The 22,011-nt window shown below is 64.5% G+C and carries 16 protein-coding genes; 10 read left to right on the top strand and 6 right to left on the bottom strand.

The window, feature by feature from the left end; translation table 11 throughout:
* Nucleotides 1-336 precede the first annotated feature (336 nt).
* The 7 genes from IFT58_RS15255 to IFT58_RS15225 all read left to right on the top strand — a co-directional run bounded on the left by IFT58_RS15255 (nucleotide 337) and on the right by IFT58_RS15225 (nucleotide 9,081).
* The gene (locus IFT58_RS15255) at nucleotides 337-3,135 is read left to right on the top strand and encodes a TonB-dependent receptor (protein ID WP_223203075.1); all 2,799 of its coding nucleotides are present in this window, start codon (nucleotides 337-339) and stop codon (nucleotides 3,133-3,135) included.
* Between the two features lie 104 nt (nucleotides 3,136-3,239).
* Complete coding sequence (locus tag IFT58_RS15250; protein ID WP_188324688.1) at nucleotides 3,240-3,983, top strand: FadR/GntR family transcriptional regulator; 744 nt, start codon at nucleotides 3,240-3,242, stop codon at nucleotides 3,981-3,983.
* 239 nt (nucleotides 3,984-4,222) lie between these two features.
* Entirely contained in the window at nucleotides 4,223-5,182 is a 960-nt protein-coding gene (locus IFT58_RS15245) for an SPFH domain-containing protein (protein WP_188324687.1), read from the top strand.
* A 1-nt stretch (nucleotide 5,183) separates the two neighbouring features.
* A complete protein-coding gene (locus IFT58_RS15240; RefSeq protein WP_188324686.1) occupies nucleotides 5,184-5,618 on the top strand; it encodes an NfeD family protein in 435 nt (144 codons plus the stop codon).
* A 469-nt stretch (nucleotides 5,619-6,087) separates the two neighbouring features.
* On the top strand, nucleotides 6,088-7,200 hold the full coding sequence (gene gcvT / locus IFT58_RS15235) for a glycine cleavage system aminomethyltransferase GcvT (RefSeq protein WP_192095845.1): 1,113 nt from the start codon (nucleotides 6,088-6,090) through the stop codon (nucleotides 7,198-7,200).
* 94 nt (nucleotides 7,201-7,294) lie between these two features.
* Nucleotides 7,295-7,690 carry a glycine cleavage system protein GcvH gene (gcvH, locus tag IFT58_RS15230; protein WP_192095843.1) on the top strand — a complete coding sequence of 132 codons (396 nt, stop codon included), beginning with the start codon at nucleotides 7,295-7,297 and terminating at the stop codon, nucleotides 7,688-7,690.
* A gap of 809 nt (nucleotides 7,691-8,499) precedes the next feature.
* On the top strand, nucleotides 8,500-9,081 hold the full coding sequence (locus IFT58_RS15225) for a hypothetical protein (protein WP_188324683.1): 582 nt from the start codon (nucleotides 8,500-8,502) through the stop codon (nucleotides 9,079-9,081).
* A 131-nt stretch (nucleotides 9,082-9,212) separates the two neighbouring features.
* Here IFT58_RS15225 and IFT58_RS15220 read toward each other — a convergent pair whose 3' ends face one another.
* The gene (locus IFT58_RS15220) at nucleotides 9,213-10,595 is read right to left on the bottom strand and encodes a serine hydrolase domain-containing protein (RefSeq protein WP_192080185.1); all 1,383 of its coding nucleotides are present in this window, start codon (nucleotides 10,593-10,595) and stop codon (nucleotides 9,213-9,215) included.
* 296 nt (nucleotides 10,596-10,891) lie between these two features.
* Between IFT58_RS15220 and IFT58_RS15215 the strand changes: the two genes are divergently transcribed.
* Both IFT58_RS15215 and IFT58_RS15210 read left to right on the top strand, forming a co-directional pair.
* Nucleotides 10,892-12,232 carry an MFS transporter gene (locus IFT58_RS15215; RefSeq protein WP_192080187.1) on the top strand — a complete coding sequence of 447 codons (1,341 nt, stop codon included), beginning with the start codon at nucleotides 10,892-10,894 and terminating at the stop codon, nucleotides 12,230-12,232.
* An 82-nt stretch (nucleotides 12,233-12,314) separates the two neighbouring features.
* Nucleotides 12,315-12,680, top strand: coding sequence for a DUF1304 domain-containing protein (locus IFT58_RS15210; protein ID WP_192080189.1), 366 nt, complete (start codon nucleotides 12,315-12,317; stop codon nucleotides 12,678-12,680).
* Between the two features lie 123 nt (nucleotides 12,681-12,803).
* Here the strand turns inward: IFT58_RS15210 and IFT58_RS15205 are convergent, their stop codons facing one another.
* The gene (locus IFT58_RS15205) at nucleotides 12,804-15,284 is read right to left on the bottom strand and encodes an acyl-CoA dehydrogenase (RefSeq protein WP_188324679.1); all 2,481 of its coding nucleotides are present in this window, start codon (nucleotides 15,282-15,284) and stop codon (nucleotides 12,804-12,806) included.
* On the bottom strand, nucleotides 15,281-16,198 hold the full coding sequence (locus IFT58_RS15200) for an alpha/beta hydrolase (RefSeq protein WP_192095841.1): 918 nt from the start codon (nucleotides 16,196-16,198) through the stop codon (nucleotides 15,281-15,283). The genes IFT58_RS15205 and IFT58_RS15200 overlap by 4 nt, the downstream gene beginning before the upstream one ends.
* A gap of 176 nt (nucleotides 16,199-16,374) precedes the next feature.
* Between IFT58_RS15200 and IFT58_RS15195 the strand changes: the two genes are divergently transcribed.
* Nucleotides 16,375-16,974, top strand: coding sequence for a TetR/AcrR family transcriptional regulator (locus IFT58_RS15195; RefSeq protein WP_188324677.1), 600 nt, complete (start codon nucleotides 16,375-16,377; stop codon nucleotides 16,972-16,974).
* A 146-nt stretch (nucleotides 16,975-17,120) separates the two neighbouring features.
* On the opposite strand, the gene IFT58_RS15190 is transcribed toward IFT58_RS15195, so the two are convergent.
* The 3 genes from IFT58_RS15190 to IFT58_RS15180 all read right to left on the bottom strand — a co-directional run bounded on the left by IFT58_RS15190 (nucleotide 17,121) and on the right by IFT58_RS15180 (nucleotide 21,988).
* Entirely contained in the window at nucleotides 17,121-19,877 is a 2,757-nt protein-coding gene (locus IFT58_RS15190; protein ID WP_192080193.1) for a TonB-dependent receptor, read from the bottom strand.
* Nucleotides 19,878-20,116: 239 nt separating this feature from the next.
* Nucleotides 20,117-20,965: a hypothetical protein gene (locus IFT58_RS15185; RefSeq protein WP_188324675.1), complete on the bottom strand. Its 849-nt coding sequence runs from the start codon at nucleotides 20,963-20,965 to the stop codon at nucleotides 20,117-20,119.
* Nucleotides 20,966-21,094: 129 nt separating this feature from the next.
* Nucleotides 21,095-21,988, bottom strand: a complete 894-nt coding sequence (locus IFT58_RS15180; RefSeq protein WP_188324674.1) for an Hsp33 family molecular chaperone HslO — start codon at nucleotides 21,986-21,988, stop codon at nucleotides 21,095-21,097.
* Nucleotides 21,989-22,011: the final 23 nt, after the last annotated feature.

Raw genomic sequence — 22,011 nt, 5'->3', positions numbered from 1 at the left:
TGTCTCCTCCGGACGATGGCACTGACGCAGGACGGATTGTAAGCCGGTTTGCTAGACCAGTGGGATGCAGTTGTAGGGCATGTGTGTCGGCAAGTCATGCTGCAACAGCACAAGATTTCATGCTGAATTGGCCTATAGCAAAGGTAAGACGAAAGAATCAGTCCAATTGGTTGACATTTGTGTGTCCGCATGTCGAAAGTGCGCCCCATGCCCGCACTGCGGGACATCCTTTGGGAGGAGGACACCATGCGTCGTATCGAAATGCCTGCAGCACCGTTCCACCGAAATGCCCTGTCCCTTGCCCTGATGGCTGCGCTCTTCGCCAGCGGCCCGGCAATGGCGCAGCAGACCGACCCGCCGCCGGCAGGCGGCACCGCGACCAACCTGGACCAGGTCCAGGTGACCGGCATCCGCGAGTCGATGCAGAGCTCGATCAACAAGAAGCGCGACGACACGGTCATCTCAGACGTGTTGTCGGCCGAAGATATCGGCGACCTGCCGGCCCCGTCGCTGGCGGACGCCATCGAAACGCTGACCGGTGCAGCGTCTACCCGTGACAAGACCGGTGCATCGGAAATCTCGATCCGTGGCTTGGGCGCGTTTCTCAGCAGCACCAACTTCAACGGGCGCGAGATCACCAACGGCAGCGGCGATCGTTCGGTGAACTTCAACATGTTCCCCGCCGAGCTGATCAACACGGTCGCGATCTACAAGACCCAGCGGGCCGACATCATCGAAGGCGGCGTGGCCGGCACCATCGGCCTGGAAACGGTCAAGCCGCTGGAGTACGGCAAGCAGGCGATACAGTTGGACCTGCGTGGCAGCTGGGCGGAGTACGACAAGAAGTATCGCGACGACGACGGCATCGGCTATCGCGGCACCGCCAGCTACATCGACCAGTTCGAATTCAAGAACGGCGGAAAGCTGGGGGTATCGCTGGGCGTGCAGCGGCTGGACGGGTCGGATCCGGAAGAGAGCATCACCAGCGGATCCACCTGGTATGCCTGCGATGGCCGGGTCAACGTGGCCAACGCGAACTGCACCGAGCCGGGTGCAGCGGCCATCGCGGCCGGCACGCCGTTCTACCTGGTGCCCAGCAGCCGCATCTATCGCCTGAAGCAGGAACGCAACGACCGGCAGAGTGAGTTCGCTGCGGTGCAATGGCGCCCCAACGACGTCGTCGAGGTCAACGTCGATGTCGAGCACACGGACCGCAACTGGTATGAAAACCGCAGCGACCTGAGCCTGTCGAATGCGCGGCGTGGCATCGTCAACCGGGTGGTCGACGAAGACGGCGTGCTGCGCCAGCTGTCCGGCAGTACCTCCATCGATTCGACCTCCAACCGCTACACGCGCAACGAGGAATACACCGGCGGCGGAATCAACCTGATCGTGCGGCCGAGCCCGGCCTGGGAGCTGTCCACCGACCTGTCCTATTCGCACACCCAGCGCGTGGACGACGAGCGTGCCACCCGCCTGCGGGCCAACCAGCGCGATACCGCCAATGCGATCGTGCCGGGCATCAGCAGCGGGACCACCGGCTATGTGAACTACGACTGGGCCTGGCAGGGCGAGGTGCCCAGCGTGGCACTGGATCCGGCGTTCGATGCGAGCAATTGGGACGCCTACACCGGCGCCGCCCGCGTCACCTCCAGCCAGACCGAGAACGACCATCAGATCCGCGCCGGCCGCTTCGATGCCAGCTTCATGCCGGAGGAAGGATTCTTCACCCGCATCAAGGCAGGGCTGCGCGCCAGCCAGGCGGACTACACCCTGCGTGACAATACGCTGATCACCGATTACGACCAGCGCGTGGCGGGCGACAAGGCCGCCATCATCGCGGCCAACACCAGCTGCCGCGCGGCGTTCCCGCAGAAGGATTTCATGGATGCCGCCAGCGGCAACACGATCTCCGAGTGGGCGTACTTCGATCCGATGTGCCTGTACCAATCCTTCCGCGGTACCACCGACAACCTGCTCGATCCGGATCGGCCGGACCCGAACAACGTCGACATCACCGAGAAGACACGCTCGCTGTATCTGCTCGGTGAGTTCAGCAGTGAGTGGTTCGGCCTGCCCGTCACCGGCAACGTCGGCGCGCGCTGGGTCAAGACCGACGTGCGTTCCGAAGGCGTACGCACCGGCCTGACCGTGCGTGACAACGGCGACGGCACGATCCGCCTGCAGCCGACCGGCGAGTTCAGCACGCAGACGTTCAAGGCCGGCAACGACAAGCTGCTGCCCAGCGCCAATGCGTCATTCGCGCTGCGTGAGGACCTGCTGCTGCGTGTCGCCGGCTACCGCGCGATGTCGCGCCCGGACATTTCCGCGCTGGGTGCGGGCCGCACGATCAACGTCAACAGCGATGCGACCTTCGGCAACCTGGCCGATGCACTGGACGACATCAGTGCCAGCGGCAACCCGGCCGCGCAGCCGCTGATGAGCTGGAACGGCGATCTGTCGCTGGAGTGGTACCCGAACCCGGATACGCTGCTGGCTGCCGCCGTGTACTGGAAGCAGTTCAATGGCGGAACCGCGACCTCGCTGGTGGATGAGACCTACACCATCGATGGCCAGACGGTGACCGTGCCGGTGCGCCAGCAGGTCACCACCGACGAAGACAGCACGCTGACCGGTATGGAGCTCAGTGCGACACACCGCTTCTCGTACCTGCCGAAGCCGTTTGACGGCCTGGGCTTCAAGGTGAGCTACAACTACGCCGATTCGGATTACGAGACGCAGGATTCGCGTCTGGGCGAGCAATTGGCCAGCGATGGCAGCGTCATCCCGGCGATCGTGCCGACGGCCGGCTTGAGCGGGTTCTCGCGGCACGTGCTGTCCGGTTCGCTGTACTGGGACGTGGGCCCGTTCAACATCCAGGCGATCGCCAAGTTCCGCTCAAGCTACTACCAGGATTTCACCGGCAACACCGCACAGCAGAATCGCTACTACGACGACAACACCAGCGTGGACCTGCGCGCGCGTTACCGGGTCAGCCGCAACCTGTCGCTGTCACTGGAACTGATGAACCTCACCAACGAACCGCGCGTGGCGTACCAACCGTCCTTTGGCAACTTCCGCGAGGTCGTGAGCTACGGGCGACGTGCGTTTTTCGGTGTACGATACAAGTTCTAAATCGAGACGGCGCGGCCCTCAGGGTCGCGCCGTTGCTCCAACCGGACCAGCCCCGCGCGCGGTGGCCCGGGACGGTGCCGGAGGGAACCACCAAGGGTCAGCCCATGTCCGCCAACCGCCTGTACCAGACCATCGCCGCCAAACTCCGCACGTTGATCGAGGACGGAGAGTTCCCGCCCGGCACACGGCTGCCCGGCGAACGCGAACTGGCCGAACGCTTCGGCGTCAGCCGGGTCACCGTGCGTGAAGCGGAGATCGCCCTGGAAGCTCAGGGCTGGATCGCGATCCGCATCGGCTCGGGCGTGTATGTGAAACCGCGGCCACTGGATGGCCTGGGTGGCTTTCCGGATGTCAGCGCATTCGACCTGACCGCGGCACGTGCGGTGTTCGAGGCCGAGGCCGCCGCACTGGCGGCCGGCAACCTGGAAGACGCGGACATCGCCGAACTGCGGGTGCTGGCCGAGGCGCTCTGCCGTCGCGACCTGACCGATGCCGAGGCGGGTGATTTCGACCGCCGCTTCCATCTGACCATCGCCCGCCTGTCCGGCAACCCGGTGGTGGAGTATTTCGTGCAGCAGATCTGGCGCATGCGCAGCGACATGCCGCGCGTGGCAGAGGTGTATGCCCGTGTCTGCCACGACGACGGCGCCAGCCGTGCCGACGAGCACATGGCGATCTTCGAGGCACTGGCGTCGCGCGATCCTGCTGCAGCGCGCAACGCGATGCGCTATCACTTCCAGCGCCTGTTCGAAGCGATGCTGGAGGCGACCGAGAACCAGGCGCTGGCCGAGATCCGCCGACGCACCGCGCAGGACCGAGAACGCTTCATGGCCACGACGCGCATCTAGAGTCTGTACACGGCGGCGCGGCGGCGGGAGAGGCTGCACATGACACGCCGCAAGTCCCGAAGGGGTGTGCAGGACCGTCGTGAGGCAGGAGCCGAACGCGAGCCTACAAGGACGTACTTGCGGCGTGTCCCGTGCAGCCTCTCCCGCCGCCGCGAGACCCAGACGAAAACGCCCGCCAGCGCGGCAAACCCACCCCGCGGGGTATGCTGCAGGTCGGTTTTCATGGAAGAGGAAGCGCGATGTTCCCGACGATGTTCTTTACGGTGGTACTGGCGATCGTGGCCGTGATCGTGCTGTTCAAGGCGGTGCGCATGGTGCCGCAGGGCTTTGAATGGACGGTGGAGCGGTTCGGCCGCTATACCCATACGATGTCGCCCGGCCTGCATTTCCTGATACCGATCGTGTACGGGGTAGGGCGCAAGGTGAACATGATGGAGCAGGTGCTGGACGTGCCCAGCCAGGAAGTGATCACCAAGGACAACGCGGCGGTGCGCGTGGACGGCGTGGTGTTCTTCCAGGTGCTGGACGCGGCCAAGGCGGCCTACGAGGTCTCCAACCTGGAAGTGGCGATGATCGCCCTGGTACAGACCAACATCCGCACCGTGATCGGCTCGATGGACCTGGACGAATCCCTGAGCCAGCGCGAGGTGATCAATGCGCAGCTGCTGAGCGTCGTCGATCAGGCGACCAATCCGTGGGGCCTGAAGGTCAACCGGATCGAGATCCGCGACATCCAGCCACCGCGTGATCTGCTGGACGCGATGGCGCGGCAGATGAAGGCCGAACGCGAAAAGCGCGCGCAGATTCTCGAAGCCGAAGGCGCGCGCCAGTCCGAGATCCTGCGTGCCGACGGTGAAAAGCAGGCGACCGTGCTGGAGGCCGAGGGCCGCCGTGAGGCCGCATTCCGCGATGCAGAGGCACGCGAGCGCCTGGCAGAGGCCGAAGCCAAGGCCACCCAGATGGTCTCGGTGGCGATCGCCGAAGGGGACGTGCAGGCAATCAATTACTTCATCGCACAGAAGTATGTAGAAGCGTTCAAGGCCCTCGCGACCTCGCCGAACCAGAAGCTGGTGCTGATGCCGATGGAGGCCAGTGGCGTGATTGGCTCGATCGCCGGCGTCGCCGAACTGGCCAAGCATGCTTTCGCCAAACAGGACGACAAGCCTGCCCGCGCGGTGCCGCCGCGCTTTGGAGACTGACATGCGCTGGGAAGTCGTCGGATGGGGGGCACTGGCGCTGCTGTTGTTCGCTGCCGAGGCGATGGCACCGGGTGCGTTCATGCTGTGGATCGGCATCGGCGCGGCGGCGGTGTTTCTGATCACCGCACTGGTGCCCGGCATTCCGGTGCTGTGGCAGGTGGTCGCGTTCGTGGTCCTCAGCGTGGTCGCTATCCAGGCGTATCGCCGCTGGGGCAGGACGCACGGTCGGCAGAGCGATGCGCCGCTGTTGAACCGTCGCAGCGCGCAGCTGGTGGGCCGCGTGGCGGTACTGCAGCAGGGCATCGTGGCGGGCCAGGGGCGGGTCAGCATCGATGATTCGTCGTGGCAGGTCACCGGACCGGAGCTGGCGGCGGGCACGCCGGTGCGCGTGGTGGCGGTGGTCAATGGTGTGCTGCAGGTGGAAGCGAACGGGTGAGACCCCCTCGCGGGTGGCTGATTCAAGGCTACGTGCAAGGGGTCGGGCGGTGGGGCTGGGCGGGGGACGGCAAGAGCCGCTCCTGCGGGCCTCGTTTCGCGCCATCCATGGCGCTCAACGCCCCCGCCCAGCCCCACCGCCCGCCCCCCTGACAGATTCCGTGGCCGCCAGCCGCGTATGAGAAGAGAAAATCGGTAGCGCCGACCCATGGTCGGCGAGCGCAGCGGGCCGTTGGCGGGAACATTCCGCCGACCATGGGTCGGCGCTACCGCAGGCCCCGTTGACCCGTCTGGTGGAGGGAGCCCCTGAGTCAGGGGCGGCCGCGAAGCGGCGGGGTGTGGGTGCTGGTGAGACGGGGCCCACGGTTTGCGCAGCAAAGCGTGGGAGCGGCAGCGCGAATGCGATGACGTGGACCCTGTCGTGCTATCTGGGATAATGCGGGTCTTGTTTCCTAGTTCCCGGACCGGTCATGACCCAGAAGACGCTGCTCAACGATTCCCACCGCGCCCTCGGCGCAAAGATGGTCGACTTCGGGGGCTGGGACATGCCCATCCACTACGGTTCGCAGTTGGATGAGCATCACCTGGTGCGCCGCGAGGCCGGCGTGTTCGACGTCAGCCACATGACCGTCGTCGATCTGCGGGGTGATCAGGTCAAGCCGTTCCTGCGTCGCCTGCTGGCGAATTCCGTGGACAAGCTGAAGGGCCCAGGCAAGGCGCTGTATTCCTGCATGCTCAATGCGCGCGGTGGCGTCATCGATGACCTGATCGTCTACTACGTGGCCGATGATTTCTTCCGCATGGTCGTCAATGCCTCGACGCGCGAAAAAGACCTGGCGTGGCTTACCGAACAGGCCATCCCGTTCGCCGTCAGCGTGCAGCAGCGTCCGGATCTGGCGATCCTCGCCGTGCAGGGGCCGCAGGCCCGTGACGCGGTAGGCAGGTTGGTCGACACCGACGACAAGGACGCACTAACCAAGCTCGGTCGCTTCGCCGCCACCCAGGTAAGCGCCGCCGATGGCGTGCCGTTGTTCGTCGCGCGTACCGGCTACACCGGCGAAGACGGTTTCGAGATCCTGCTGCCGCAGGATGCGGTCGTCGCGTTCTGGGACAAGCTGATCAAGGCCGGGGTCAAGCCGGCGGGCCTGGGCGCGCGCGATACGTTGCGGCTGGAAGCCGGCATGAACCTGTATGGCCAGGACATGGACGAAGCGATCACGCCGTACGAGGCGGCGCTTGCCTGGACGGTATCGCTGGACGAGGGCCGCGATTTCATCGGCCGCGATGTACTGGAAGCGCAGAAGGCCGCCGGCGATGCACGGCAGATGATCGGGCTGGTGATGGACGAAAAGGGCGTGCTGCGCCACGGTCAGGTCGTAACGACCGCAAGCGGCCAGGGCGAAATCCTCTCCGGCACCTTCTCGCCCACGCTGGGCAAGGGCATCGCCTTCGCCCGCGTACCTGCGGGTGAACTGGGCGGGGTCACCGTCGACATCCGCGGCCGCGCCGTCCCCGTGCGCGTGGTCAAGTTCCCGTTCGTGCGCGAAGGGCAAGCGCAGGCCGGTGTGCTGGGCGAGGCGTGATCCCAGGTTTGTCGGCACGGGCCTGCCAGCAGGCCCGGCCGGTTGGTTACACTAGCGGCGTTTTTTCCACACCCTGTATTCCTGGAGCAGTGTCATGAGCGAGATCCCCGGCGACCTCAAGTTCCTCAAGTCCCACGAGTGGGCGCGCGTCGAGTCCGACGGCCGCATCACCGTTGGCATTTCCGACCACGCCCAGGCCCTCCTCGGCGATCTGGTCTATGTCGAGCTGCCCGAAGTCGGCATCGAGGCAAAGGCGGGCGAAGCCATCGCCGTTGTCGAATCGGTCAAGGCGGCCTCGGACGTCTACAGCCCGGTCACCGGCACCATCGTCGAGGTCAATTCGGCGCTGGCAGACAAGCCGGAGACCATCAATGAAGATGCCTACGGCGATGGCTGGCTGTATGTGGTCGATGCCGCGGGTGCGGGTGAGCTCGATGAGCTGCTCGGTCCGGACGACTACGCCGAGGTGCTGGAAGACGACGATCACTGATCGGGGTTGACCGGTTGCTGCGAAGGACCGCCCCCAGGGGCGGTCTTTTTTTTGGCCGACGCGTGATGCGTTTTCTCTTGCGCCGGACCGGCGCCGACCGCGCGCTGATGACATGCGTGTCACCCACGCCCGTTCGATGTGCGGTGGGAATCCTGCACCTGCTGGTCGCGTAAAGCGGAAAAGTTTTGCGCAAAACCGCGTTTGCACCACGTGCATCGGCTTCATTCGTGTGAAAAAAAAACGGCACGTTTCCGAAGTGTTCCGGTAACCAGGTTGCAGCGATACGTTTGCCCACGGGTAACGTGCGCGCCAACGCATGCGTTGCACGTCGTTTTTGAAAAGGACTTGTTTAAAGCACTTTCGCGCGCGACCGAGGCGCTGCGCGTCGCGCCGTCGAAGGCGCGCAAGGCCCTCGCGGGGCGCTGGTGCCCTGCCTGCGCTGCAGTGATCGAGCAGTCGCGAGGCGGGTTCTGCGTGAAAGTTTTTGCCTGGGGTTGTTGACAGCCCAAAAAAGCGTGATTAGGTTTCGCCCAACGGACCTTTCTTCGAAACCGAGTGCACCCGATCAACCGACAGGCGCGAAGCACAACCCGGACATCCACTGCACGTCGAGCGACGGTGGAGTCGGCACAGCTTCCCCCGGAGATTCGCACCATCCGTTCTGCCGCGATGCCAGCCTCGCCGATCGAAGCGGGCACCGCAGCACCCGTCACGACGCGTGGTACGCGTCGGCGGTCCCCGCCAACCCATCCGGCGGGTTCGATTTACCTGGGCGTTTCAATTCTCCATCACTGACGAGGAGCCATCCCATGGCCACTGCGAAGAAGAAGCCCGCCGCCAAAAAGGCGACGAAGAAGGTAGTCAAGAAAGCCGCTGCGAAAAAGGCAGTGAAGAAGGTCGCGAAGAAGGCGACTGCCAAGAAAGCAGTGAAGAAGGTCGCCAAGAAGGCAACGGCGAAGAAGGCAGTAAAGAAGGCAACCAAGAAGGTCGCCAAGAAGGCAACGGCGAAGAAGGCCGTAAAGAAGACCGCGAAGAAGGTAGCCAAGAAGGCGACCGCCAAGAAGGTCGCGAAGAAGACCACCGCGAAGAAGGCTGCCAAGAAGGTCGCGCGCAAGCCCGCCAAGAAGGTCGCCAAGAAAGCGGTAAAGAAGGCTGCGGCCAAGAAGACCGCCAAGAAGGCGACCAAAAAGGTAGCCAAGAAGGCAACCGCGCGTAAGGCGACCGCGAAAAAGGCGACCGCGAAGAAGGCCGTAAAGAAGACCGCCAAGAAGGCGGCGAAGAAGGCCACCGCGAAGAAGCCGGCTGCGAAGAAAGCAGCGCGCAAGACCCCGGTCCGTCGCAAGAAGTCCGCTCCGGTGGCCTTGCCCGCAACCCCGGCGCCGCTGATCTAAGCACGTCCCGATAGCGATACCTGAAGCCCCCTCTCCGACAGCCCAGCGGAGCGGGGGTTTTTTTATGCAGGAAAAAGGGGACGGAGGGAATTAATCGAGATTAATCCCCTCCGTCCCCTTTTTTTGTTCCGTTATCGGGGTGAGGCCGTAGCGCGGCTGGAGGAGGCGCCCTTGCGCTTGTCCTGGGCCGGTGCGCCTTCCGCCATCAGGCTGTCGCTGCCGAAATCGGTATCGACATCCAGCCAGCGCTGGGTCGGCAGGCCCATGGCCGCATCCAGCACGGTGGGCAGCAGTCCGCTGGGCAGGCTGCTTTCGCCATTCCAGAGGATGGCGATGCCCAGGTCACGTTCCGGCACAAGCGCCACCAGGCCGCGGTAGCCCTGCACGGCGCCGGCATGGAACACCACTTCGTGACCGGCGTAATCGAAGTTGCGCCAGCCCAGTGCGTAACCGGCCGAGCGCAGGCGCTCACGGCGCCAGCCCGAGCGCATTTCGCCGGGCGTGTTGACCAGCGAGGCGTGCAGGGTGGCCAGCAGCGGCGCGGGCAGCACGTCAGGGCGATGTCCGGTCTGTGCCAGCAGCCACTGCGCCATGTCGTTGGCGCTGGCGTTGACGCCCGCCGCTGGTGCGAGGCGGTAGTAGGTCGGCTTGGGCGTCAGCGAGACCCAGCCGTTGCGGCTGCGTACGTGCGGGCGCGCCCAGCGCGAGCTGGCCTGGATGCCCGCCAGCCCGAGGCTGGCATCGTCCATGCCCAGTGGCTTGAACAGCCGGCGTTCCACCGCCTGTTCGTAGAAGCTGCCGGAGGCGGCGTAGACCACATCGCCGATCAGGCTGTAGGCCACGTTCTGATAGGCATAGCAATCACCCGGCAGGCATTTCAACGACGTGGACCCCAGCTTCTGGGTCAGCGTGTAGTACTCCGCATTCGCTTCGATATCGCGGTCATACGCGTTGTACGGCAGGCCCACCCGATGGCTGAGCAGATCGGCGACCGTAAGCCGTTCGGTGGCCTCGGGCGTGGTGAGCTGGAAGCCGGGCACGTAGTCGGTGACCTTGCTGTCCCAGCGCAGGGTGCCATCGTTGACCAGCAACCCGGCCATGGTGCCGGCGAAGGCCTTGGACAACGAGGCCAGGCGGAATACGGTGTGCGAATCGACGGGCAGGGGATTGTTGACGTCGGTGACCCCGTAGCCGCGCGCGCTGAGGATGCGACCGCCCTGGACGATGGCCACGGCCATGCCCGGCACACGCTCGCCATAGGTCAGCTGCTGGGCCATTGATTCGATCTGGCTGACATTGAAGCCGGCGGCGGGGGCCTGCGGGTTGGCCGTCAATCCGGTGCGATAGGCCGCCGGTTGGGTATGCGCCGGGGCAGCGGCTGCCACTTCGATGTTGGCCGGCATCGGCGGCAGCGCCGACGTCTGCGCGGTGGTGGACAGGGCAACGGGCATCAACATGCCCAGCATTCCGGTGGCCGCCGTACGGAACGGACGACGGCGGCTGTTCTTGTTCATTAGATCGGGACCCGAGCGCGACTGCTGTGACCGATTCTATCCCCGCTTTTCGTCATTGCACAAACAAAGCGAAGATGAATGCGCATCTTATTGAATAATCGATGATTTGAGGGGCAAAAGCAGCGCTCGTGAGCACTGCCATGCGCAGCGGTACTGTTGGTGTACGGCGGACATCCGGCCTGGACCGGCCCGCGATGCTGGCGATGTTGCAGTGCATTGGATACCGTACGCGCTTCCTCGCATCCGGAGTCGCCCATGCCTTCCTGCTGCCGCCTGACGCGCGCGCCGGGTGACACGTGAGCGCGCCGCTGGCACCTGCCACCGTGGGCGGACCGGTACGGCAACTGACGCAGGCGCTGCGCGAGACGCCCGCGTTATGGTGGTCGTTCCTGTATTTCTTCTGCCTGCTCAGCGGCTATTACGTGCTGCGGCCGGTGCGCGAGGCGATGGCGTCCTCGTCGGACATGCAGGAAGTGTTTCCGCCTTCGCTGATCGCCTGGTTTGCCAGCCATGGGGTGGCGCTGCAGGATTTCGTCCTGCAGTTCCTGTTCACCTGCGTGTTCCTGATCATGCTGGTGCTGCAGCCGGTATATGGCTGGCTGGTCAGTCGCCATCCACGGCGGGTGTTCATGCCGGTGGTGTACGGGTTCTTCATCGTCACCCTGCTTGGTTTCCACGTCATGTTCGACAGCGACGTGCCGGGACGCGGCATGGCGTTCTTCTTCTGGATCACCGTGTTCAACCTGTTCGCCGTCGCGGTGTTCTGGAGCTTCATGGCCGATGTGTTCACCAACGTGCAGGCACGGGCGTACTACGGTTACATCGGCGCGGCGGGAACCATCGGAGCGTTTCTCGGCCCGATCATCACCGGTGCGCTGGTGCAGCGGGTGGGCATCGCCAACCTGATGCTGGTCTCCGCGGGCTTCCTCAGTGTGTGCCTGCTGTGCATCTGGCGGCTGCGGCACTGGGCCGTGCTGCGCGAGCGTGAGCAGCAGCTGGTGTCGGGCGAAAAACCGATGGGCGGCAGCGTGCTGGACGGGCTGAAGCTGATCGTGCGTGAGCCGCTGTTGCGCTGGCTGGCGGTACTGGTGGTCTTCGGCGTGGGCGTAGGCACCTTGCTGTACAACGAACAGGCGTCCATCGTGCGGGCGGCCTACCCGGATCCGGAAGCGCGCACGGCGTTCTATTCGCATATCGACCTGGCGGTGAACGCACTGACCCTGCTGGTGCAGCTGGGCCTGACGCGCTGGCTGCTGTCGCGCCATGGCGTGGCGCCGGCCCTGCTCATCCCGGCCTTCGCGATCATCGTCGGCTTTTCGGTACTTGCCGCTTCGCCCTTGCCGCTGTTGGTAGCGGTGGTGCAGATCGTTACCCGCGCCAGCGAGTTCTCGCTGTTCAAGCCGGCGCGCGAGACGATCTATACGCGCGTTGACCGCCAGTGGCGCTACAAGGCCGGCGCGGCCATCGACACCGTGGTCTACCGCGGTGCCGACCTGAGCTTCGCCTGGCTGCACAAGGTGCTGTCGCTGATGGGTCCGCACCTGGTGTTCGTCGGCGGTGTGGTGGTGGCCGGCATGATGACCGTGGCCGCGTTCGGCGTGCTGCGCGAAGAAAAGAAGCTGCCGCGCGATCAATAGCCTGCCGCTGCGCTCGCCGAGCATGGCTCGGCGCTAGCGGTGAGGGCGCTGCTCAGTTCATCCAACTCTCAGAAGGACCGTCATGTTCTGGATTTCCGTTGCCCTTTCCCTGACGCTGCTGGTAGCCGCGTTGCACGTTTACTTCCTGGTGCTGGAGATGTTCCTGTGGACGCGTCCACTGGGCTTGAAGACCTTCCGCAACACGCCGGAGAAGGCGCAGGCCACGCGCGTGCTGGCGGCCAACCAGGGGCTCTACAACGGCTTCCTGGCGGCCGGCATCCTGGTGGGACTGGTCCGCCATTTCGAGATCACCATTTTCTGCCTGGTCTGCGTGGTCGTGGCAGGCTGCTACGGCGCATGGTCCGTCAACAAGCGGATCTTCTATGTGCAGGCGCTGCCGGCACTGCTGGCGCTGGCCGCGATCTGGCACGCAGGCAGCCGGTTGTAACGCCGCGCCAGCGGCGGGGTCTCTCAGCCGCGTAGTGCGGGTCGCTCGCCCTGGATGGCGTGACGCTGCAATGGAAAACGGCGAGCCGAGGCTCGCCGTTTTTTTATTCACTGTCCAAGGTGATCAGGCCGCCTGCTGCGAACCGGATTCCTTGCGCGGCAGGTCGTAGTAACCCGCCGAACGCAGTTCGTGGGTATCGAAGTCGTCCACGGTGATCGCCTCCAGGGTGATCGCACGCAGCTCGTCCAGCAGGGTGCGTTCGTCCTGGGTCAGCACGCCTTCGGCCACGGCTTCGTCGAGCTGCTTGTTGTAGTCCAGCGCCTCGATGCCCTTGCTCTTCAGCGCCTTCAGGAACTTGCGCTCCACCGGCTCGGCCATGATGGCCTTGGCCAGGTAGCTGTTGATGCGGCCACCCGGGTTGTTCTCGCACGGCGTCAGGAACACGCCGTCGGCCAGGCGGTCACGGGCCTCGTTGGGGGCCATCAGCAGGGCGGCGACGCGCCGGCTCAGGCGGTCGCCCGGCGCTTCGGCACGGCGGCCCAGCGGGAAGATCAACAGCCACATCAACCAACCGATCGGGCGGATCGGGAAGTTGCGCAGCGCCGCCGACAGCGACTCTTCAATCTTGTGCACGCTGTCGTGGAAACCCCAGGCCAGCAACGGCTGGTCGGCCTGCGGTGCGCCTTCATCGTGGTAACGCTTGAGCATGGCGCTGGTCATGTAGACATGGCTCAGCACATCACCGAGGCGCCCGGACAGCGATTCCTTGAACTTCAGCTTGCCGCCGAGCGTCATCATCGAGATGTCGGCCATCAGCGCCAGGTTGGCGGAGTAACGGTCCAGCTTGCGGAAGTAGCGGCGGGTGTAGGCATCGCCCGGGGCGGCACCGAAGCGCGCGCCGGTCAGGCCGAACCAGAACGAACGCACGGCGTTGGAGATGCCGTAGCGGATGTGGCCGAACAGGCTGCGGTCGAACTCCTGCAGGCCGGCCTTGCGGTCCGGATCCTGCGCGGCCTTCATTTCCTTCATCACCCAAGGGTGGCAGAGGATCGCGCCCTGGCCGAAGATCAGCAGGCTGCGCGTCATGATGTTCGCGCCTTCCACGGTGATCGCGATGGGCGCGGCCTGCCAGCTGCGGCCGGCGAAGTTGCGTGGCCCCAGGATGATGCCCTTGCCGCCGATCACATCCATCATGTCCGAGATGACTTCGCGGCTCATGCTGGTGCAGTGGTACTTGGCGATTGCCGACGGCACCGACGGCACGTCACCGCGGTCGACCGCCGCAGCAGTAGCCTGGGCCAGTGCGCTGATCTTGTAGGCCTTGCCACCGATACGCGCCAAGGCTTCTTCCACGCCTTCGAAGCGACCGACCGAGAGGCCGAACTGCTTGCGGATGCGTGCGTACGCACCGGTGATGACCGCGCCGGCCTTCGCACCGCCGCTGCCCGTGGAGGGCAGGGTGATCGAGCGGCCCACGGCGAGGCATTCGTTGAGCATGTTCCAGCCCTTGCCGGCCATGGCGGCGCCGCCGATCAGCTGGGTCAGCGGGATGAAGACATCCTTGCCCTTGATCGGGCCGTTCTGGAACGGCGAGTTCAGCGGGAAATGGCGACGGCCGACTTCAACGCCGGGTGTTTCGCGCGGCAGCAGCCCCAGGGTGATGCCGATGTCGCGCGTGTCACCGATCAGCTTGTCCGGGTCGTACATGCGGAAGGCCAGGCCAATCAGGGTCGCGACCGGGGCCAGGGTGATGTAGCGCTTGTCGAAGGTCAGCTTGACGCCCAGCACGCGCTCGCCGTTCCACTCACCGTGGCAGACGATGCCGTAGTCGGGGATGGAAGTGGCATCGGAACCGGCGAACGGGCCGGTCAGGCCGAAGCAGGGCACTTCGCGGCCATCGGCCAGGCGGGGCAGGTACTGGTCTTTCTGTTCCTGGGTGCCGTAGTGGTTGAGCAGTTCACCCGGACCGAGCGAGTTCGGCACACCGACGGTGGAACTGACCACCGACGACACCGAGGCCAGCTTCTGGATCACCTTGTGGTGGGCCAGCGCGCTGAAGCCAAGGCCGCCATATTCTTTCGGAATGATCATGCCGAAGAAACGGTTCTTCTTGATGAAGGCCCACATCTCCGGCGGCAGGTCGGCATGGACATGGGTGATTTCCCAGTCGTTGACCATCTTGCACAGTTCTTCCACCGGGCCGTCCATGAAGGCCTGTTCTTCGGCGGTGAGCTGCGGCTTGGGATAGTTCAGCAGGATGTTCCAGTCCGGGTCACCGGTGAACAGCTCACCCTCGAAACCGACCGAGCCGGTTTCCAGGGCAATCCGCTCGGTCTGCGACAGCGGCGGCAGCACCTTGCGGAACACCTTCATCATCGGCGCGGTCAGCAGCGGCTTGCGGACGAAGGGCAGCAGCAGCGGAATCGCGATGACCGCCACGATGGCAGCGGCGACGATCGTTGCCGTCTGGTTGATATACGGGACGAACCAGCACACAGCCAACACGGCCACGCTGATGATCGTCCACGTAATGAGGCGCATGCGGTGATAGGCCGCGAATGCACTTGCCAGCAGAAGGGCAAGGAAGGGAAGAACGATGCTCATGAGCGTACTCCGGTGACGTGCTCGGGTTCGGCGGACGATGCTGCGGCCAGGGCCGGTGGCAACACGTCCAGATAGTTCAACACAGTAGCGGTAAAAGCGTCGTTGTCGTCGCCGGCCACCATGTGGGTGGCCTGCGGAAGCTGTACGTGTGTGGCATGCGGTGCCAATGCAAGGAAATCGGCGATGGTCTGCGGTGTCACCAGATCACTGCGTCCGCCACTGACCAGCAGCAGCGGGCACTTCACCTTGCTCGCCGCCGCTGCGAGTGCATCCTGGTGCTGTTCACTGTCACGCACCAGCTCAGCCACCAGGCGCGGATCCCAGTGCCAGCGCCAACGGCCGTGGCCGTCTTCGCGCAGCAGGGCGCGAAGGGAATCGTCCGCTTTGCGTGGCCGATGCGGCAGATAGGCCGCGATGACATCCGCCGCGTCTGCGAGTGACCCGAATCCCTGTGGATGCGCGGTCATGAAGGCAAGAATGCGTTCGACACCGGCGGTGTCCCAGCGCGGTGTGATGTCCACCAGCACCATCGCTGAGAACAGGCCGGGCCAACGCGATTCGGCCAGCAGGCCGAACAGGCCGCCCATTGACGCAGCCACCAGCACGGGCGGCCGGGTCTGCTCGCCCGCCAGCACGATCAGGTCATCGGCGAACTGGTCACCGTGATAAGGCACATCCGGCGCGTTCCAGTCCGAATCACCGTGGCCGCGTGCGTCATAGGCGAGGGTCTGGAATCCATGGGCGGCGAGCGCGTGCGCCGCTGGCGTCCATGCGTGACGGGTCTGCCCGAATCCGTGCGCGAACAGCACGGGCCCGCGGCGACCGGTCGTCTCGGCCGATACGGCCAACGTCGCGCCGTGCGCAGCGTCCAGGCGCAGATCGTTGAGGGTAAGGGAGGGAGTAGGGGTAACCATACCTATTAGTATGGAGTGCCTGCGAGGGAAGTCAATACTCCGACGTATGGTGCATCGCAGCGGGCTTGGAAAAGCCAACTGCAACGAGCCTGCGAGCCTGGCTCGGCGCTACCGGGCGGCATCAATGCGCCTGCCCTCATACTGCAACCAACCCCTGCGTATGGTTAAATCAGCGGATGAGCGAATCCGAAACTCCTGCCAGCGACGTGCGCGCTGGACGCAACAGCCGCCTCAGTGCGGAAGACTGGGCCCAGGCCGCCCTTGATCTCATTGCCGAGCAGGGCGTCAGCGCGGTGGCCGTGGAGCCTTTGGCCCGCCGCCTTGGGGTGACCAAGGGCAGTTTCTACTGGCATTTCCCGTCCCGCGATGCGCTGCTGCAGGCGGCGCTGGAGCGCTGGGAACTGTTCGAACAGGAGCAGGTGTTCGGCAGCCTGGAAGAGGTGCCGGATCCGCGGGTGCGCCTGCGCCAGCTGTTCCAGGTCGTGGCCCATGAAGTACAGCCACACATCATCTACAGCGAGTTGCTGAAGGCGCTGGACCACCCGATGGTGCGCCCGGTGATCGACCGCGTGTCGCAGCGTCGCATGGATTATCTGATCGCCTCATTCCGCCAGGCCGGGTTGAGCTCGACCGATGCGCGGCATCGCGCGCGCCTGGCCTATGCGGCCTATGTCGGCTTCCTGCAGCTGTCGTTGCAGTTGCAGCAGCCGAAGCAGGCGCGTGAAGAGTTCGAGGCGTACGTGGAGCATGTGATCGATACGCTGATCCCGGGCTGATCCGGCGCCAGATCCGCGTTACCCGAAGCCGCGCACCAGCGCGGCTTTTTTGTGGCTGCGATCCCCGCCTTGCCGGCGCAGACCGCACAAACAACAACGGCCCCTTTCGGGGCCGTTGCATCAGACATTTCCGATCAGTGGATCGATCAGAACTTCTGCTTGTACTGCATGTACATGTAGCGGCCCGGCAGGTCGTACTGCGGGTCGAACATGTTGTACGACACGGCGTAGGACTGCGGCGGATCCTTGTCCCACACGTTGTTCAGACCCACCATGACGGTGCCGTTCCACGGGGTGTTGTAGCGGAACTGGACGTCGTGATAAACGGTCGAGCTGATGTGGTTCTCGCGGTTCACAGCATCCGAGCAGTACGCGCGGGTTGCGGCGCCCAGCAGGCAGGCTTCGGTCATGCCCGACTTGTAGCGGAAACCGTAGTTGATGCCGAAGTCCTGGTAGCTCCAATCCAGGTACAGATTGGAACGGATGCGCCAGTACGGATCCTGGTTCAGGTACTTGCCCTGACGACCTTCAACTGCCGAGTCGGCCGTTGCCTGCGTTTCCCACTTGCTCAGGTACGTGCTGTCCCAGCTGATGGTGAACTGGCCGAAGGAGAACTCCGGCAGGCGGTACAGCATGCCCAGATCCCAGCCTTCCACCTTGTAGGAGGACAGGTTCTGCAGCGGCATGTCGACATTGACGATGGCGCCGTTCTCGGCGGTGGTGCCGTAGTTCGGGTCACGCGTGATCAGGCCGCAGTACGCTGCCTGTTCCTGCGCGGTGCCGCCGTAGCAGCGGTCCATGATGTCGTCGATCGACGGGCGGGTGATCGCGTCTTCGATCTTGATCTGCCACCAGTCCAGGGTCACGTTCAGGCCCTGCACGAAGCTCGGGCTGAAGACCAGGCCCAGCGTCTTGCTGGTCGAGGTTTCCGGCTTGAGGTTCGGGTTCGAGGTCCAGGTGAACGGCTCGACGGTCTGCAGCGGACCTGCGTCGCCATCGGTACCCGGCTGGACCAGGCCAGCCGGCACGCCCTGCGCCTGGCACTGGGCCAGAACGGCACCGGTGGGCAGGTTGGCGGCGGCGCACGGATCGGCGTAGGTTTCGAACGAATCGGTGTTGCCGCGGAACAGATCGTTGATGCTTGCTGCGCGGAAGCCTTCGGAGTAGTTACCACGGACCATCAGGTCGTCGATCGGCTTCCAGCGGAAACCGAACTTGTTGTTCGTGGTGTTACCGAAGTTGCTGTACTTGGAGTAGCGGGTCGCCACGCTGAAGTCCAGCAGCTGGGCGCCCGGCAGGTCAGCCAGCACCGGGATCGACAGCTCCAGGTACATTTCGTCCAGATCGTACGAACCCTTGGTCGGGCTGGCGCCGTTGCCGGTGCTCAGGCCCGATGCGATGAACGCATCCGGGTCGAACTGGCCGCTTTCCTTGCGGTATTCATAACCGGCCGCGAAGCCCAGCGCACCGGCCGGCAGCTGCACGATTTCACCGGAGATGTTGGCGTAGTAGCCCTTCGACTCCTGGGTCGCCGAGTCATGCGCGGTGAAGGTGGTGTACTCCAGCGCTTCCGGGCTGATCGAGCCCAGGCCGCCCAGCGGATTGATCGGGGCACAACCGGTGATCACGTCGCCGCCCGGGGCGGTGACGCAGACCGGCACGCCGCCACGGATCTCGGACGGGCCATAGGCTTCGTCCAGACGCGCCACGTTGAGCAGGCCGTAGGTCAGGTCGTTCTGGTCGGTCTTGTCGTAGCGGTAGCCGACGTCCCAATCGAAGGTACGGTCAGCAAACTCGAAGAAGCCTTCGAAGCCACCGTAGAAGTGCCAGTTCTTGACGTTCTGGTTGAACGAACGGCCGCCGGTCTCGTTGAAGCGGCGGTTCACGCCGGTCAGGTTGACGCCGTACGGGTTGTAGACGCTGTCGGCGCTGAGGGTCATGCCGGTCACCGGCATGGCGGCCAGCAGCTGCTCGGACTTGCGCTCGTTGTACATCGCTTCCGTACGGAAGGTGACGTTGTCGGTGATGTTGTACGAACCGGCAGCGAACAGCGAGGTGCGCTCGTTCGGGGTCAGCAGGTAGTTGTCCGGCGAGGTGTTGTAGCCGTGCACGTTGCTGACGAACGGAACTTCCGTACCATCGATGATGATGCGACGGGTGCCGTTACGGACGTACGAACCCGGGATGCCGGTGCCGCTCTGGCCGCTGAAGAACGGCGGGCCACCTGCGGAGATCGCACGATCACCCGCCATGACTTCCTTTTCATTGACGTACGAAGCGCCGATCATCACCGATGCGCGATCGGTAGTGGTGCCCAGCGTGAAGTCATAGGCTTCGCGCTCGCCGTCGCCGTCGCTGTACTGGCCCTTGTAGAAGTTGGCTTCCGCACCGTCGAAGTCACGCTTGGTGATGATGTTCACCACGCCGGCGATGGCGTCGGAGCCGTAGATCGTCGAAGCGCCGTCCTTCAGCACGTCGATACGCTCGACCATGGCCACCGGGATGGTGTTCAGGTCGACGCTGCCGTCCAGGCCGGTGGTCCAGCGGCGGCCGTTGACCAGCACCAGGGTGCGCGAGCTGCCCAGGTTGCGCAGGCTGATGCCGGACGAACCGTCACCGCCGTTGTTGAAGGTACGGTTCAGTGCGGCGCCGTTGGCGGCGACGCGCTGCAGGATGTCGGCAACCGAGGTCACGCCCTGCTTTTCGATGTCTGCGCGGGTGAGGCTCAGAACCGGCTGGGAGGTCTCAACGTCGGTGCTCTTGATGCGCGAACCGGTGACCGAGATACGGTCCAGGTTGGTGGTGCCCGAGGCTTCCTGCGCGATGGCAGTACCCGTGCCGGCAGCGCTGGTGATCAGCGCCAGGACGACGGCGTCACGCAGTGTGTTGCTGTTGCGGTTCATTGGACTCTCTCTCCAAGTGGTCTTGGTAACTACGTGGTGTGGCCCGCGAAGGAGGCGAAAGGCGCTTCCAAGTTTCGCTGGGCTGGTCCCGATACTACTTCCGTCTTTTGCAAAATTAAAGCTTTGTTAATGATTCGCGTGATTTTGGTGAAATTCGGCAAACCCGTTCAGGTCGCGCACAAACGAAAACGCCCCGAAAGTCGGGGCGTTTTCAAAAAAAATGCTTTAATAACAGGGGTTTAAAGGTCCTGTTCGTACCGTACGTACGGAACCGTGCCATCATCGTTGCTCTCATTGCGCGGTGAGAACGGATTCTTGCCCCGGCTGACCACGTTTTCCGCGCCGACCGTCAACTGGCCCGACCACGGGGTCCGCCAGGTCAGTCCAACGCCCAGGCCTTCCCATTTGCCGGGCTGGCCGGGCACGTCGACCACGCGTCCGATGATGTTTCCGCTGAAATTACCGTAGCCGGCGCCGATGCTCAGGCTCTTGCTGTCCCAGCGGTCGACGATCGAAGGCGCGACATCCGCCAACGGAACCAGACGGGCCTTCGCATAGGTACCGCCGATCGAGACGAAGCCCTCGCGGCCGATGTTCTTCTGGCCGAAGACGGTCAGGTCGTTCTGCTCGGCGCGCAGCGACGTCGCCTTGTTCGGGCCTGACAACCAGCCGGGAAGGGTTTCACGTCCACTGCCGACGGTAAGGCCAACGCGCCCGCCCGGTCGATTGAATGCGGCGGTGCCACTGAAGCGCCGTGACAAGGTGTCTTCGTCGTCGCCAAGGCTGGCCAGCATGCAATGGCTGGCCAATCCGCTGATGTTCGTGCCACGGCTGCTGTTGCACAGCAGGCCGAGGGAGTCACCGGAGGACAGACCGAAGGCCGCATCCAGCGAGCTGCGACCAAAATGCCAGCGTGCACCGGCTACCTGCTCACCGGTCGGCTCCAGATAGAGCAGGGCCTCTACTTTGCCGCTGCCCTTGTTCCACACCGGAATGACGGTGCGGGTGTCCTTGGCCTGCGCGTGCACGCCGGAGGCCGCCCCGAGGGCGATCAGCAGTGCAAGCGATTGGCGCAGGAATGTAGTCATGAGTCCAGTCAGACAGTCAGATGCATGGCAAGTTCCCGCCGGAGCGGGATCTGGAGCGTAGGCTGTTTATGATTCTTTAACAAGTCGTTGTCCTCCCCAGAACACGAGCTCGCCAGCGGCTGGCCTGCTTTACTGAAGTCGCTCAGGTGCCGGGATGGAAGTACCGCCACCGTGGAACAGTATCCCGAATTCCGTCAAAGGAAAGTGATACTCCTTCCCGCAGAATTCGCAACGGACCTCCACCGCACCGGTGGGCTCGGCGGCGGCCCGGGCTTCTTCCTCACCCAGCGACTGCAGCATGCCCGCCACGCGTTCGCGCGAGCAGGTGCATTCGAAGCGCAGCGGCTTGTCGCCCATGTGCTCCGGCTGCTCCTCATGGAACAGGCGGTAGACCAGGTCCTCCGCCGAGGTGGCCAGCAGTTCGGCCTTGCCCAGCGTCTCGAACAGGGCGCTGATACGGGTCCAGCTGTCCAGGTCGCCCTCTTCGCCCGGCAGCTTCTGGATCAGCAGGCCGGCGGCACGTTCGCCGTCGGTCGCCAGCAGCAGGCGCGTCGGCAGCTGCTCGGACTGGCGGAAGTAGTCCTCGAATGCCTCGTCCAGGTTCGGCGCGCTGAGCGCGACAAGGCTCTGATAGCGCTGCGGTTCGCGCGGATCCAGGCCCGGGTTCTCGATGGTGATGGCCAGCACCGCGTCATCGCCCAGTCCATCCAGGCTGGCCGGCGCGTCCTGGCCTTCTTCCAGCTTGGCGATGCCGCGCAGCGTACCGGCGGCGGTGCACTCGGCGAAGAGGGTGCGCAGGGAGCTGCTGCTGCGCAACTGGATCGACAGGCGGCCGTCCACCTTGGTATGGCCGGTGAAGAGGGCGGCCGCCACGGTGGCGTCGCCCAGCATGCCGGCCGCGCGGGCGGGGTAGTCCGCATGCGACAGGATCTGTTTCCACGTCTCGTGCAGGCGTACGTGTACACCGCGCACGCCGGCATCGGGAAGCAGGAAGCGGAACAGGGAGTCGTTCTGATCGGTCATGGTTGGGGCCGCACGTATATAAG

This window comes from Stenotrophomonas sp. CFBP 13718, from assembly GCF_014842145.1.
Taxonomy (GTDB): domain Bacteria; phylum Pseudomonadota; class Gammaproteobacteria; order Xanthomonadales; family Xanthomonadaceae; genus Stenotrophomonas.
The sequence above is the reverse complement of the archived record's forward strand: the minus strand, read 5'-3'. Positions and strand labels throughout refer to the sequence as shown.